Here is a 14,556-nt window from a genome sequence, read left to right on the forward strand (position 1 = left end):
TCCGTTCACTTTGTTTCGCCCTCTTGTCAACACCAGTTCAGAGCCCTAGCTTGTTCCCATATCCAATAGGATCTTCGATGTTGCGCAGGTTGCGCCTCGGAGAAGTCCGTCCACCCCCCGGACGCAAGAGGGCCGACATGAAGCCACCACTGCGCATGGCACTGGCCGCGTCGAGCGCCTGCACCCTGCTCGCGGGGTGCTCGATGCTGAACACCACCCCCGCGATCCCCGACGACTGGACCCCCCGGGGCTCGGTCTCCGCACTCGTCGCCTTCGCCCCGGGCGGGGGCAGCGACCGCTCCGCCCGCGTCGTCGCCGAGTCGCTCAACGACCTCGACGCGGATTTCAACGTCAACGTGCAGAACCGGGAGGGCGGCTCGGGCGCGGTCGGCTGGGCCACCTTCCTGGCCGAACAGGGCAACGGCAACGCGCTGCTGGTCGCCGAGAGCGCGCTCAACACGCTGCCCCTCGTCTACGACGTGCCCTTCACCTACCGCGACTTCACCCCCCTGGTGATGTTCGCCGAGGACTCCCGCATGGTCGTCGCCGACGCCGACGCACCCTACGAGACCTGCGCCGACCTCGTCGAGGCCGGCCGGGACGCGCCCGTCAGGACCGGCTCCAGCGGTCGGACCGGCGCCGACGCCCTGGTCACCGCGGAGTTCGAGAGGAACGGCGGACAGTTCTCCGTCGTGCCCTACGGCTCCACCGGCGAGGTCCTGACCGCCCTCATGGGCGGGCAGATCGAGGTGGCTCCCGCCAGCGCCGCCTCGGTCAGGCCCTACCTGGAGAGCGGCGACTTCAAGGCCCTGTGCACCCTCACCCCCGAACGCTACGACGACCCGCTCATGGGCGGGGTCCCCACCGCCCTCGAACAGGGCCTGGACGCCGAGGTCACCATCTGGCGCGGGGTCCTCGCCCCCGACGGCATCTCGCGGGTCCAGCGCGACTACTGGGTCGACGCGATCCTCGACGCCATGGACTCCGACCTGTACCGGGACTACATCGAGGACGACCTCCTCCTCCCCGCCGACCTCGCGGGCGAGGAGTTCGAGGACTACCTGGACGACTACGACGCGCAGATGCAGGAGGTGTTCCGATGAGCGGCCCCGCGACCGGCGCGCCCCGGGGGGAGACGGCCCCGGCCCGGGCCAGGCCCTCCGTGCTCGCCACCCACGCGGTCCTCGCCTGTCTCGGCGGGTTCTTCTTCCTCGGGTCGTTCTCCTACCCGTGGACCACCGTGGAGGACGGCACCGTCGGCCCCGGGGCGCTGCCCCGCGTCGCCGGACTGGCCCTCCTGCTGATCGGGCTCGCCATGCTGCGCCGGGAGGCGCGCACCGGGACGGTCCTGGAGGGCGACGGCCACGTCGAGGAGGAGACCGAGCGCACGGACGCGGAGCACAGGACGGTCCGCCGCAAGCTGGCCGTCGTCTCCGCCGCGCTGGTGGCCACGGCGGTGCTGATCCCGTTCCTGGGCATGCTGCCGACCCTCGCCGCCCTGACCCTGTTCCTGACGATCTCCGTCGAACGGCTCCGGTGGCCGGTCGCCCTCACCGCCTCCCTGGGGGTCCTGGTCGTGTGCTACCTGCTGTTCGGCGTCCTCCTGCGGGTCCCCCTGCCGCTCGGCGTGTTCGACCCGGCCCTGTGGGGTGCGGTGTGATCGACAACCTCACCCTCGGCTTCGCCGCGGCGCTCACCCCCGAGAACCTGCTGTGGTGCTTCGTCGGCGTCCTGCTCGGCACCGTCATCGGCATCCTCCCGGGCCTCGGGTCGGCCACGGGCGTGGCCATCCTGATCCCCGTCACCCTCACCTTCGAGCCCCTGACGGCGCTCATCATGCTGGCCGGCATCTACCACGGCTCGCAGTTCGGGGCCACGATCACCGCCATCCTGGTCGCCACCCCGGGCGAGGCCTCGTCGGTGGTCTCGACGTTCGACGGCTACCGCATGGCGCGCGCCGGCCGGGCCGGACCCGCGCTGGCCATCTCCGCCCTGGGCTCCTTCGCGGCCGCGTTCATCGCCCTCGTCGCCCTGACCACGCTGGCGCCCGTCTTCGCCGACGCCGCCCTCGGGTTCGGGCCGCCCGAGATCCTGGCGGTCATGGCCCTCGGACTGTGCACCATCATGGTCTTCTCCGGCCGCAACCTCATGATGGGCGCCGCCCTCGGACTGGCCGGCATCCTGGTCTCCAGCGTCGGCGTGGACGTCGGGTCGGGGACGCCCCGGTACACCTTCGACCAGGTCTCCCTCTTCGGAGGGCTGCCCTACGTCGAGGTCATGATCGGCTTCTTCGCCATCGGGGAGCTCCTCAACCAGCTGCACCGGGGCATGGCCACACCGATCCGCGCCCGCTTCCGCGACCTCCTCCTGACCAGGGAGGACATCAGGCGCTCCGTTCCCGCCACCGCGCGTGGAACGCTCGTCGGCTTCGTCCTGGGCTGTCTGCCGGGCGCCGGGACCACGCTCGCCTCCTTCATGGCCTACGGGGTGGAGAAGCGCTTCTCCAGGAACCGCGACCAGCTCGGCACCGGCGCCATCGAGGGCGTCGTGGCCCCGGACGCCGCCACGAGTTCGGGCTCCAACGCCAACTTCATCCCCACACTGGTCCTGGGCGTGCCGGGCGGGGCCACGACGGCGGTCCTCCTCGGCGCGTTCCTGGTCTACGGCATCCAGCCGGGCCCGCTGCTCTTCGAGGAGCAGCCCACCCTGGTCTGGGGCCTGCTGGCGTCGTTCTTCATCGGCAACGCCCTCCTGCTCCTGCTGAACCTGCCGCTCGCGCCGGTCTTCGCCCAGCTCCTGCGCATCAGGTACTCGGTCCTCTACCCGCTCATCATCGTCACGAGCCTGGTCGGGGCCTACTCGGTCAAGAACAGCATGCTGAGCGTGTGGATCGTGGTCGTGTTCGGCTTCGTCGGGTACGCGATGAAGCGCATGAACCTCCCCGTCGCGCCGTTCGTCCTGGGCCTGGTCATCGGTCCGCTGTTCGAGACGGCGCTGGTCCAGACGTCGGCGCTCGGCGAGGGGGAGATCCTTCCCCTGCTCGCCTCCAGCGGCCCCGCGGTCGCCATCCTCGCGCTGGCGCTCGCGCTCGTCGTCGGCCCCGCTGCGGTGCGCGCCGTCCGGAGCCGGACACGGGCGCGCCGCTCCCCGGAGGCGTCCGCCGGGGCGGGAGGCGGAGCCCCCGACGCGGGGGCCGGTCCGGCCCCGGGCGGGGAGGAGGTCCTGGACGCTCCCCGGCGCCCGGACGACTGACACGACGACCCGGGCCCGGACCGGGCCCGCCCCCGAAGCACAGAGCACGAGCCCCACCGGAAAGGCAGCCATGACCACCACCCCCATCACGCGCCCCCGCGTCGCGATCACCCTCGGGGACCCGGCCGGCATCGGCCCCGAACTGATCGCCGGACTGCTGTCGCGGCGGGAGAACACCGAGGCCGCCGACATCGTCCTGGTCTCCGACGCGGCCGAGCTGAGGGCGGCGGGAGAGGACGCCGGGGCGCCCGTCGCCTACGGTGACGCGCCCGGCACGGGACTCCCCGTCCTGTACGACAACGGCGCCGCCCGGCCGCCCGGGACGGCCGACGGCTTCGAGCGCGGCAGGGCCACCAGGAACGGAGGGCTCTGGGCGCTCGCCAACCTCTCCACCGCCCTCGACATGGCGAAGGACGGCACGGTGGACGCCATCCTGTTCGCGCCCCTCAACAAGTCCTCGCTGCACCTGGCGGGGATGACCGAGAACGACGAGCTGCGCTGGTTCGAGGAGGTCCTGGGGGTGGAGTCCTTCACCTCCGAGCTGAACGTGCTGCCCGGCCTGTGGACCGCCCGCGTCACCTCGCACGTCTCCGTCGCCGAGGTCGACGCGGGCATCACCCGCGGCAACGTGGTGGAGGCGGGCCTCCTCCTGGACCGCGTCCTGCGCGGATCGGGGTTCGAGGCCCCGCGGATCGGCGTGTGCGCCCTCAACCCGCACGCGGGGGAGAACGGGAGGTTCGGCCGCCACGAGATCGACGTCATCGGCCCCGCGGTGGGAGACCTGGCGGCCCGGGGCGTGGACGCGACGGGCCCGTTCCCGTCGGACACGATCTTCCTGCGGGCCAGGGCGGGCGAATTCGACGGGATCCTGACGATGTACCACGACCAGGGGCAGATCGCCATGAAGCTGATGGGCTTCGACGGCGGGGTCACCATCGCGGGCGGCCTCCCGGTCCCCATCTGCACCCCGGCCCACGGCACCGCGTTCGACGTGGTCGGCAAGGGCGTGGCCGCCACCGGGTCGGTGCAGAACGCCTTCGACCTGGCGGTCGCCCTCGGAGGACGGAGGTCTCCGGCCTGAACCCCGGTCCGCGGACGCCCCGGCCGTCCGCGGCCGGGGCGTCCACGGCTGCCCGCCGGCTGTCCCGCCCCCGGCAGGTCCGCCGCCCGCCGACCGGCTGGTATCGTGCCGAACCCGCTGATCCCCCCGGAACCGGGCACGCGATCGGGACGTGCGCGGCGCAGCGGACCACCGAACCACCGAACCGGCGCGGCGGCGGCCCCACCGGGTCGCGCCCCGGCCGTTCCGGTGCGAGAGACGAGGGACGGGGCCGACATGGCGGGCAGCGCGGAGGACCGGGTCGCCCCGGTCCCGGGGGAGGACGAGGCCCCGGAGGGGGGCAAGGCCCCGGGCCTGCTGGGGGAGGCGCTGGCGACCACCGTCCGCCTCCGGCGCCCCCTGTACGGCTCCGCCCTGGCCGTGACGGCCCTGGCCGCCTGCGGCGTGGCCGCGATCGCCGTCCTGGGCCTCGCCCTGACCTGGGACGCCTTCGAGCTCCTGCGGGAGCGCGTGCGGTCCAACCAGGAGGCGGAGGTCCCCCCGTTCTCCGCCACGGGCGACATCGACGTCGCGTTCACGCTGAACGGGATGCTCGTGGTGTCCCTGCTGCTCCTGCTCGCGGCCGCGGTCCTCACCCTGCTGTACACCGCGCACGCCGTCGCCGTGCGGGACGCCCGGTCCGGCCGCGGGACCCCTCCCGCCGACGGCCTGTGGCGGCGCGCCCGTCCGTACATGCTCCGCGTCCTCGCGACGCAGCTGGCCGTCGGGCTGGGCGTCGTCGTCGCCGTCCTGGTGGGGGCCTTCCTGTTCGACTCCCTGGCGAGCGGCCTGATCCCCGGAATCGAGCGGCCGGGCGCCCCCTTCACCGGCTTCGGCGCGGCGGACTGGGCGGTGGGCCTGGGCCTGCCCCTCGCCGCCGGGGGCGTGGGTCCCTACCTCGTGGTCCGCCTCTCCCTCGCTCCCGCCGCCGTGGTGTTCGAGGACGTGCGGACGGCAGGGGCGCTGCGCCGCTCGTGGAGGCTGACGGGCGGCGCGCGGGCGGGGGCCCTCGGCCTCTGGCTGCTGATCGCGGCGGCCGTCGCGATCGCGTTCACGCTCCTCCTGGTCGCGGCCTCGCCCCTCGCCGCCCCGGCGGGGGAGGCCATGATGCGGCTCAGCGACGGGAACAGGTTCACCACCGCGACCCTGGTCCACTACCTCCCGGCCGCGATCGCGCTCGTCCTGCTCCCCCTGGCGGTCGTGCCGCCGGTGGGGGCCGCGCTCCCCGTGCTCTACGCGCGCCTGCGCGCCCGCGAGGAGGGACGGGCCCCGCACCCGGTCCCGCCGCCACCGTCCTGAGGCCCCCGGAGGGGTCGTCCGCGGCGGCGGAACCGCCGGGACGCCGGCCGGAGCCGCCGCCTCCGGCCGGGCAGCGGGTCAGCGGAGCGCGGCCGCTCCGGCGGCGAGCCGGGTGACGCGCTCCCAGTCCCCGTCCCGGACCGCGTCCGGCGGGGTGAGCCAGCTCCCGCCCACGCACGCCGCGTTGGGCGCCGCCAGGTAGTCGGGGGCGCTGTCGGCCGTGATCCCGCCGGTCGGGCAGAAGACGACGTCGGGGACCGGCCCGGCCACCGCCCGGAGGAACCCCGGACCCAGGACCGAGGCGGGGAAGGCCTTCTGCGCCAGGAACCCCTCGTCCCGGGCCGCCAGGACCTCGCTCACGGTCGCCACCCCGGGCAGGGCGGTGATCCCGCTCCGGGCGAGGTGCCGCAGCAGGCCCGGCGTGGTGCCCGGGGTGACGAGGAAGTCGGCCCCGGCCTCGACGGCGTCGTCCGCCTGGCGGGGCGTGAGCACCGTCCCGACCCCGACGAGCATGCCGGGCACCCCGCGGGCGACCGCGCGGACGGCGGCGAGGGCCCCGGGGGTGCGCAGGGTGAGCTCGACGATCCCCACACCGCCCGCCAGGAGCGCCTCCGCCAGGGGGACGGCCCGGCCGGGGTCCTCGACCGTGACCACGGGGATGACCGGAGAGCGGTCCAGGACGGTTTCCGTCGGCGTCACAGCGCGATCTCCTTGCCCAGCGCGAGGGTGTCCGCGGAGTCGATGACCCCGTACCAGTGGGCCACGAGCCCGGTGAAGAGCCCGTCGGCGACGAGCTCCCCGGGGAAGATCCCCGCCTCCATCAGCCGGGGGACCACGTCCGCCGCGCGCCTGCGGTCGGGCAGCAGTCCGGCCAGGGTGGCGGCCAGGGGGTCCTCCACCCGGGGGCCGGCCGCGGCGACGTGGTGCATCCAGGCCGCCACCGCCAGGGCGCTCCAGCGGGGCTCGCCTCCCCGGTCCAGCACCGCCCGGACCGTGGGGAGCAGGCGCGGCCCGATCTTCTGGGAGCCGTCGGCCGCGACCTTGGCGGTCGTGTGGCCCAGGGCGGGGTTGGCGAACCGGGCCAGGACCGACTCCGCGTAGGCGGGGCCGTCGAGGCCGTCCGGCAGGCGCAGCGAGGGCAGGGCCTCCTCGTGGACGAGCCGGTGCGCCGCCTCCGCCGCGACGGGGTCCGCCGCGCACGCGGCGATGGTGCGGTGCCCGAGGGCGAGCCCCAGGTAGGCCAGCAGCGAGTGGCCGGCGTTGAGGACGCGGAGCTTGGCCTCCTCCCAGGGGCGGACGTCGCCGGTCAGGAGAGCCCCCGCGCGCTCCCACGGGGGGCGGGCCGCCGCGAAGCGGTCCTCGACCACCCACTGGCGGAAGGGCTCGGCGATCACGGCGGCCTCGTCGCGCAGGCCCAGGGCCCCCTCGACCAGGTCGAGGTCCTCCGCGGTGGTCGCCGGGACCATCCGGTCGACCATCGTGTCGGGGAAGGAGACCGACTCCGCCGTCCAGGCCCGCAGCCGCTCGCCCTCGGCCCCGGGCAGGGCGTCGGCGAAGTCCGCGACCAGCGACCCCAGGCGGTCCCCGTTCCCGGACAGGTTGTCGCAGGAGACCACGGAGACCGGGCCCGCGTCGCGGAGCATGCGCAGCTGGAGGCCCCGCGCGATCCGGCCGACCGCGGTGAGCGGGGGAGCGCCCTCCAGGTCCGCGCGCACCGCCGGGTCCCGCACGTCCAGGCGCCCGGTCAGGGGGTCGGCCCGGTAGCCCTTCTCGGTGACGGTGAGGGTCACGACCCGGGTGCCCGGGGCCGCGACGCGCTCCACCACGGCCAGGGGGTCGCGCGGCCCGGCGAGCGTCTCGGTGACGGCGGAGACCACGCGGGAGGCCCCGCTCCCCGGGCCGCGCTCCGTGACGGTGAACAGCCCGTCCTGCGGGGCCATCTGCTCCCACACGCGCGCCGAGCGCCCGGTCACCGCGCTGATTCCCCAGGAGGTGTCCCCGGTGGCCAGCATGGCGTCCTCGGTGTAGACGGCCGTGTGGGCGCGGAAGAAGGCCCCCGCGCCGAGGTGGACCACCCCGGTGCGCAGGGCGCCGCGGTCCAGGGACGGGGAGCGCCCGGAGCGGACGAGCGAGTCCAGGGTCAGTCTGCTCATCGCCGTGCTCCCGTCCGCGCGGCGTGGGCGCGCGCCTGCTCCAGGGTGGGGAGCAGCCCCGTCCCGCCGCGGCCGCCCACGTTGAGGCTGGCGGCGGCCGCGGCGAGCCGGGCGGCGTCCGCGAACCCGTCGCCCAGGACCATGCGCGCGGCCAGGGTTCCCAGGAACGCGTCCCCGGCGCCGGTCTGGTCCAGGACCACGGGCGCCGGGACCGCGTCGACCCAGGTCTCGCCCTCCGCGGTGGCCAGGTGCACGCCGCGCGAGCCGCACGTCACCGCGACGTGCCGGGTCCCCGACTCCAGGAGGCGCCGGGCGGCCTCCGCCGGGGAGGCGCTCCGCAGCAGGGACGAGGTCTCCCCCGGATGGGAGGGGGTGACGAGGTGGGCGAGGGGCGCGAACTCGGCCAGGACCGCGGCCGCGGCCTCCCGCGTGGTCAGCGCCGGCCGGTGGTTGGGGTCGAACACGAACCTGCGGGCCAGGCGCGCCGCGGCCCGGACGGCCTCGTGCGCGCTCCCGGAGACGGCGCAGGCGATGCCCGAGGCCACGACCGCCCCGGCGGCGGCCAGGGCCTGTTCGTCCAGGTCGGCGGGGCACAGCGTCGATCCGACGCTCCCGCTGCGGGCGTAGGAGAACGCCCGCTCCCCCTCGGGGTCGCTGTGGACCAGGTAGACGCCCTGCTGTCCGGGACGGAAGCGCAGCAGCGCCGTGGAGACCCCCAGTTCGGCGACGCGGTCGGCGATCGACCGCCCCAGGGGGTCGTCGGTCAGGACCGCGGCCAGGCCGGTCCGGGCGCCGGCCCGGGCGGCCGCCGCGGCGACGTTGAGGGCGTCGCCGGACACCCCGAGGCGGGCGGGGACCCCGTGGGCCACCGGCTCGTCGGTGGCCACCTCCAGGAGGATCTCCCCCAGGACGACGACGTCGAGTTCGTGAGCGCTCACCAGTCGTGCACCGTTCCGTCCAGACGCCGGTTGACCGGCAGGTACCGGGGGTCGTAGGGGTGGCGGGAGGCCGCCTCCTCGTCGAACTCCACGCCGAGGCCCGGCGCCTCGCCCGGGTGCATGTACCCGTCGGAGAAGGTGTAGCCGGTGCGGAACACCTCCTCGAAGGGGCCCGTGTGGCCCATGTACTCCTGGATACCGAAGTTGGGGATGCTCAGGTCGACGTGCAGCGCCGCCGCCATGGCGACCGGCGACAGGTCACCGGCGCCGTGGGACCCCGACCGCACCCCGTACAGGTCCGCCAGCGAGAACACGCGGCGCAGGTGGGTGATGCCCCCGGTGTGGGAGACCGAGGTGCGGATGTAGTCGATGAGCCGTTCGGTGATCAGCTGCTGGCAGTCCCAGACCGAGTTGAAGACCTCGCCGACCGCGACGGGGGTGGTGGTGTGCTGCCGGATCAGGCGGAAGGCCGACTGGTCCTCCGCCGGCGTCGGGTCCTCCATCCAGAACGGCCGGTAGGGTTCGAGCGCCGCGCCCAGGCGGCCCGCCTCGATCGGGCTGAGCCGGTGGTGGACGTCGTGGAGCACGTGCGTGCCGTAGCCGAACTCCTCGCGGATGTGCCGGAGCATCTCCGGCGCGAAGTCGAGGTAGAGCGAGGTCTCCCAGGAGTCCTCCTGGGGCCGGTTGGCGTTGGCGGGCTCGTACACCCGGCCGCCGGCCCCCGCGATGCCGTAGGTCTTGTCCAGCCCGGGCACCGCCGCCTGGACGCGGATCGCCTTGTACCCCAGGTCGAGGTGGCGCTGGAAGTCCTGGGACAGGTCGTCGAGCGAGGATCCGCTGGCGTGGCCGTAGACCATGACGCCGTCGCGTGCGGCGCCGCCGAGCAGCTGGTAGACGGGCATCCCGGCGGCCTTGCCCTTGATGTCCCACAGGGCCACGTCCACGGCCGCGATCGCGGTCATCGTGACCGGGCCGCGCCGCCAGTAGGCGCCCTTGTAGAGGTACTGCCAGGTGTCCTCGATGCGGCGCGCGTCGCGGCCGATGAGGAGCGGGCACAGGTGGTCGCGCAGGTAGGAGGCGACCGACAGCTCGCGCCCGTTCAGGGTGGCGTCGCCGACGCCGGTGACGCCGTCCTCGGTCTCGATGACCAGGGTGACGTAGTTGCGGCCGGGCGAGGAGACGACGACGCGCGCGTCCGTGATCTTCACAGGAGGTCCTTCCGGGGGTGTGCGGGATCGGTGGGGTCGGGGTCCGGGCCGAACCGCAGCATGACCTTGCTGCTTCCCGAGGCGGGGTCGGCGGCGACCCGCATCGCCTCCTCGGCGCGGTCCAGGGGGAAAGTGTGGGTCATCAGCGGGCGGACGTCGAGGCCCTCGGCCATCGCGGTGAGGGCGTCGTCGATCTCGTGGGAGAAGCGGTAGGAGCCCTTCCACGTGATCTCCCTGGTGACGAGGTCGCCCAGGACCGCGGCGGCCTCCGTGCCGGGGAGGTTGCCCACCTGGACGACCGTCCCGCCCCGGGCGGTCGAGCGCAGCACGGGGCCGAGCGCCCCCGGCGCCCCGGACGCCTCGATGACGATCTCGGCGTCCTCGGGGAGCGGCTCGCCCAGCGAGACGTCGCGGAGCCCGTCCGCGCCCATGGCCCGGGCGACCGCCAGCGACGCGGGACTGATGTCGGCGACGGTGACCCGTCCGGCCCCGGCGTGCTTGAGGGCCGCGGCCACGAGGCAGCCGATGGGCCCGGCGCCGTTCACGGTGACGTCCCTGCCGGCGACGTCCCCGGCTCGGGACACGGCGTGCAGGGCCACGGCCAGGGGCTCGGCCAGAGCCCCCTCGCGGGTGCCGACCCCCGCGGGGAGGGGGCGCAGCTGGTCGGCGCGCACCGCCCTGAACTCGCTGAAGCCGCCGTCGGTGTGCGGGTGGAACGCGGCCGATCCGAAGTACCGCACCCGCGGGTACAGGTTGGTGCGTCCGGCCAGCCTCTCGGGCATGCGCCCGTCGCCGACGAGTTCGGCCGGATGCACGGTGACGGGCAGGCCCTCCTCGACGCCGCTCACGCCGGGGCCGACGCGGGCGACGCGTCCGGCGATCTCGTGTCCCAGGACCAGGGGGTCGCGCAGGACGGCGGTGCCGGAGCGCCCGTGGCGCCAGTAGGCGAGGTCGGACCCGCAGATCCCGCCCCATTCGACGGCGACGACCACGTGCCCCTCCGGGGCGACGGGGTCGGGGCGCTCGTCGACCCGCAGGTCTCCGGCCCCGTGGACGGTCACGGCCCTCATACGGCGTCCTCCAGTCGGACCAGGTCGCGTCCGCGCACCTCGGGCATGAGGTACGTGGAGACGAGCGTGATCAGCGAGTAGGCGATGATCATGGCGGCCAGGGGCCACCAGGACCCGGTCACGGCGGTGAGCGTCGCGGCGAGCACCGGGCCGATGGCCGTGGCGAGGACGCCCCCGATCTCCTTGGCCAGGGCCAGCTGGGTGAAGCGGGTGCGCGCCCCGAACAGCTCGGCCATGGTGACGCTCTCCACGGAGAACAGGCCGAGGACCGAGAGGTTGAGCCCGACGACCATCGCGACGGTCACGAGGACGACGTCGCCGGAGTTGATCATCAGCATCATGGGCACGGCGAACAGCATGCTCGCGATCGTCAGGCAGAAGTAGAGGGGGCGGCGGCCGAAGCGGTCGCCCAGCACGCCGACCAGGGGGACGGTGACGAAGCCGAGCAGGGAGCCGTACACGATGGCGGAGGTGCCGACCGAGCCGTCCATCAGCAGGGTGGCGCTGAGGTAGCCGACCAGGAACGTCTGCACGATGCCGGAGTTGCCCGCCTGGCCGAAGCGCAGGCCCAGGGCGATCAGGAAGGCGCGGCCCTTGCGCTGGTGGAGCGCGGCCTCCAGGGTGCTCTTGTCCTTCTCGACGGCGGTGGCCGCGAGTTCCTCGCGGGACATGGCCACGCCGTCGACGATGTCCTCGCGCTGCTCGAAGACGGGGCTCTCCTTGACGGAGTGGCGGATCCACAGGGCCAGGAGCAGGAGGAGCGCACTGGCCAGGAACGGGATGCGCCAGCCCCAGGCCAGCAGTTCGGCCTCGGAGAGGGCGAACACCAGGACGGCCCAGATCGCCGAGGCGGCCAGGGTGCCGGAGTTGGTCCCCAGGCACACCAGGGAGGCGATGAACCCGCGCCGCCGGGCGGGCGCGTACTCCGCGAGCATCACCGTGGCGCCCGCGATCTCGGCGCCCGCGCCGAAGCCCTGCGCCAGCCGCAGGCCCACGAGCATGATCGGGGCCAGGAGCCCCACCTGCTGGTAGGTCGGCAGGGCGCCGATCAGCGTGGTGGAGACGCCCATGAGCGCGACGGTGATGAACAGGACCTTCTTCGGCCCCAGGCGGTCGCCCATCCGGCCGAAGTAGACCGCTCCGGCGAGGCGGGCGACGTACCCGACGCCGTAGGTGCCCATCGCCGCGATCAGGCCGACCGCCGGGTTGAGGTCGGGGAAGAAGATCTGGTTGAAGACCAGGGCTGCGGCCAGGGAGTAGAGCTGGAAGTCCATGAACTCCATGGCTGTGCCGAGCCATCCGGAGACCGAGGCCTTCGTGAGGTCCCGTGTGCTGCGTTCGCCCTGCCCCACGGGGGTGGGAGGCGCCTGTTCGGTCATGGGAGGTTCCTTCGTCGGGCGGCTTCGACCTGCGGTGACATCGCCGGGAAACCGGATGTGAACGTCGTGGCAACTGGCATACAAGCACTGGTATACCAGTGGAGTCAATGGCGGTAGACTTCCGGACATGGCTGACGACACCCGATCCGGGGGACCACTGCTGTCCGCGCGGGACCGCACCTTGGACACCCTCCGTCGCGCGGTCATCACCCTGGAGCTCAAGCCCGGGGCGCCGCTTTCCGAGAACGAGCTCGCCGCCGAGCTCGCGGTGAGCCGCACGCCTGTGCGCGAGAGCCTCATCCTCCTGCGGGAGGAGGGCCTGGTGGAGGTGTACCCGCAGGTCGGGAGCTTCGTCTCGCTCGTGGACCCCGAACGCGTCGCCCAGGCGCAGTTCATCCGGGAGGCGGTCGAGTGCACCTCCCTCGCCCAGGCGCGGCCCCCCTTCTCGCCCGAGCACATCGCCGACCTGCGGTCCAACCTCCAAACGCAGCTCGACGCCGAGGCCGCGGGGGACCACGACCGGTTCTTCGAGCTGGACGAGGAGTTCCACCGGGCCCTCCTGGCCCTGGCCGGGCACGAGAGCGCCTGGGGGACGGTGAACGCGGCCAAGGCCCACCTGGACCGCGCGCGCAGGCTGAGCCTGATCGACACCCGGCCGATGGGGGTGCTCGCCGAGCAGCACACGCAGGTGGTGGACGCGATCGAGGCGGGCGACCTCGACGACGCGGTCCGGGCGCTCCGCTCGCACCTGCGCGCCGTCTTCGAGGACGTCGAGCGCATCCGGGCGGTCTCGCCCGAGTACTTCTCGGACGGGCGCCCCCGGCGCCCGGTCCGGCGGAGCGTGTCCTCGCTGAGGTAGGGGCGCTCCCGCGCCGAACGGGGGACGCGAGGTTCCCGCCCCGGCGCCGCACCCCCGGCACCCCGGTCCGCGCGACCGCACGGCATCCCCGTCCGGAGCGGACCGCGCCCGCCGTACCCCGGCCCGCGGGGGTCCCGCGCCCCGGGAGCGGGTACGCGGAAGGGGACGGATCCCTGAGCCGGTGACCGGTCGCGGGCCCGGCGGACGCGGGCAGTAGGTTGGCGGTGACGAGGCGGGGCCGCGTGGGAGCGGCGGTCGACGGGAGCGGTCCATGGAACTGGCGAAGGTGCACCCCGAACTGCGGCAGGCGGTGAAGCGGGTGCCCGCCCTGCCCCTGCACCGGCCCCGGCTGCGCAACCTGCTCAGGGCGGCCCAGCGCGGCCTCGGCCGCGACGCGGTCGTCGACGGCGTGCGGTTCCGGGACCTGTCCGAGGAAGGCGTCGACGTGCGCGTCTACGAGCCGGAGGCCGGCGCGTCCGGCGCCGGGCTGCTGTGGATCCACGGCGGGGGGCTGGTCATCGGCCAGCCCTCGCAGGACGACCGGTTCTGCTCCACCGCCGCGCGCGACACGGGCCTGGTCGTGGTCTCGGTCGACTACCGGCTCGCGCCGGAGCACCCCTTCCCGGCCGCGTCCGACGACTGCGTCGCCGCCTGGGACTGGTTCCAGCGCTCGTGCGAGCGGTTCGGGGTGGACGCGGACCGGATCGTCGTCGGCGGGCAGAGCGCGGGCGGCGGACTCGCCGCGTGCCTGGTGCAGAGGCTCCACGACCGCGGCGGGGTGCAGCCCCGCGCGCAGCTGCTCGGCTGCCCGATGCTCGACGACCGGACCGCGGCCCGGAGCGAGCTGGACGGCGAGCGGCACTGGGTCTGGAACAACCGCCTGAACCGGTTCGGCTGGCGCGCCTACCTGGGCCGGGAGCCGGGAGGAGAGGCCGAGCCCTACGCGGCGGCCGCCCGGCGCGACGACCTCCGGGGCCTGCCCCCGGCGTGGATCGGCGTGGGCGACATCGACCTGTTCTTCGAGGAGGCCACCGGCTACGCGCGCCGGCTGCGCGAGGCGGGGGTGGACTGCGAGCTGGAGGTCGCCCCCGGCGCGCCCCACGGCTTCGAGGCCTGGGCGCCCGATGCCCCCGTGTCCGAGGACTTCTCCCGCCGGAGCAGGGGATGGCTCGCCCGGGTGGTCTCGGCCGGGAACGCGTAGCGCGCTTCGGCCCCGGAGCGCGAAGGCCCGCGGCCCCGGAACCGCCGCCGGAGTCCGCCCACGGGCGGTCCGGGGCCGCCCGCCGGCCTCCGCCCGGC

General features: G+C 74.5%; 13 protein-coding genes. 7 read left to right on the forward strand and 6 right to left on the reverse strand.

The window, feature by feature from the left end; all coding sequences use genetic code 11:
• Positions 1-137: 137 nt before the first annotated feature.
• From ACWGL3_RS09215 to ACWGL3_RS09235, 5 genes are all read left to right on the forward strand, one after another.
• Entirely contained in the window at positions 138-1,103 is a 966-nt protein-coding gene (locus ACWGL3_RS09215) for a tripartite tricarboxylate transporter substrate binding protein (protein WP_267945621.1), read from the forward strand.
• On the forward strand, positions 1,100-1,660 hold the full coding sequence (locus ACWGL3_RS09220; protein WP_267945620.1) for a tripartite tricarboxylate transporter TctB family protein: 561 nt from the start codon (positions 1,100-1,102) through the stop codon (positions 1,658-1,660). Before ACWGL3_RS09215 ends, ACWGL3_RS09220 begins: the two co-directional genes overlap by 4 nt.
• The gene (locus tag ACWGL3_RS09225) at positions 1,657-3,252 is read left to right on the forward strand and encodes a tripartite tricarboxylate transporter permease (protein WP_452461132.1); all 1,596 of its coding nucleotides are present in this window, start codon (positions 1,657-1,659) and stop codon (positions 3,250-3,252) included. The genes ACWGL3_RS09220 and ACWGL3_RS09225 overlap by 4 nt, the downstream gene beginning before the upstream one ends.
• A gap of 70 nt (positions 3,253-3,322) precedes the next feature.
• The gene (locus ACWGL3_RS09230) at positions 3,323-4,333 is read left to right on the forward strand and encodes a 4-hydroxythreonine-4-phosphate dehydrogenase PdxA (protein WP_267945618.1); all 1,011 of its coding nucleotides are present in this window, start codon (positions 3,323-3,325) and stop codon (positions 4,331-4,333) included.
• Positions 4,334-4,588: 255 nt separating this feature from the next.
• A complete protein-coding gene (locus tag ACWGL3_RS09235) occupies positions 4,589-5,650 on the forward strand; it encodes a hypothetical protein (protein WP_452461133.1) in 1,062 nt (353 codons plus the stop codon).
• A 78-nt stretch (positions 5,651-5,728) separates the two neighbouring features.
• Here the strand turns inward: ACWGL3_RS09235 and ACWGL3_RS09240 are convergent, their stop codons facing one another.
• From ACWGL3_RS09240 to ACWGL3_RS09265, 6 genes are read right to left on the reverse strand one after another with little or no spacing between them, the layout of a single operon-like run.
• Positions 5,729-6,349 carry a bifunctional 4-hydroxy-2-oxoglutarate aldolase/2-dehydro-3-deoxy-phosphogluconate aldolase gene (locus tag ACWGL3_RS09240; protein WP_267945615.1) on the reverse strand — a complete coding sequence of 207 codons (621 nt, stop codon included), beginning with the start codon at positions 6,347-6,349 and terminating at the stop codon, positions 5,729-5,731.
• Complete coding sequence (locus tag ACWGL3_RS09245) at positions 6,346-7,803, reverse strand: mannitol dehydrogenase family protein (RefSeq protein WP_352985891.1); 1,458 nt, start codon at positions 7,801-7,803, stop codon at positions 6,346-6,348. The genes ACWGL3_RS09240 and ACWGL3_RS09245 overlap by 4 nt, the downstream gene beginning before the upstream one ends.
• Entirely contained in the window at positions 7,800-8,741 is a 942-nt protein-coding gene (locus ACWGL3_RS09250; RefSeq protein ID WP_352985889.1) for a PfkB family carbohydrate kinase, read from the reverse strand. Before ACWGL3_RS09250 ends, ACWGL3_RS09245 begins: the two co-directional genes overlap by 4 nt.
• Complete coding sequence (gene manD / locus ACWGL3_RS09255; RefSeq protein ID WP_267945612.1) at positions 8,738-9,949, reverse strand: D-mannonate dehydratase ManD; 1,212 nt, start codon at positions 9,947-9,949, stop codon at positions 8,738-8,740. The genes ACWGL3_RS09250 and manD overlap by 4 nt, the downstream gene beginning before the upstream one ends.
• Entirely contained in the window at positions 9,946-11,019 is a 1,074-nt protein-coding gene (locus ACWGL3_RS09260; RefSeq protein WP_267945611.1) for an L-idonate 5-dehydrogenase, read from the reverse strand. The genes manD and ACWGL3_RS09260 overlap by 4 nt, the downstream gene beginning before the upstream one ends.
• Positions 11,016-12,398 carry an MFS transporter gene (locus ACWGL3_RS09265; RefSeq protein ID WP_267945610.1) on the reverse strand — a complete coding sequence of 461 codons (1,383 nt, stop codon included), beginning with the start codon at positions 12,396-12,398 and terminating at the stop codon, positions 11,016-11,018. Before ACWGL3_RS09265 ends, ACWGL3_RS09260 begins: the two co-directional genes overlap by 4 nt.
• Positions 12,399-12,525: 127 nt before the next feature.
• On the opposite strand from ACWGL3_RS09265, the gene ACWGL3_RS09270 reads away from it, so the two are divergent.
• Together ACWGL3_RS09270 and ACWGL3_RS09275 are read left to right on the forward strand one after the other, a co-directional pair.
• Positions 12,526-13,257 (forward strand): GntR family transcriptional regulator, encoded by a 732-nt coding sequence (locus ACWGL3_RS09270; protein ID WP_267945609.1) that lies wholly within the window; start codon positions 12,526-12,528, stop codon positions 13,255-13,257.
• 271 nt (positions 13,258-13,528) lie between these two features.
• A complete protein-coding gene (locus tag ACWGL3_RS09275; protein WP_267945608.1) occupies positions 13,529-14,458 on the forward strand; it encodes an alpha/beta hydrolase in 930 nt (309 codons plus the stop codon).
• The last annotated feature ends 98 nt before the right edge of the window (positions 14,459-14,556 follow it).

It is taken from the genome of Nocardiopsis sp. NPDC055824 (genome assembly GCF_053616335.1).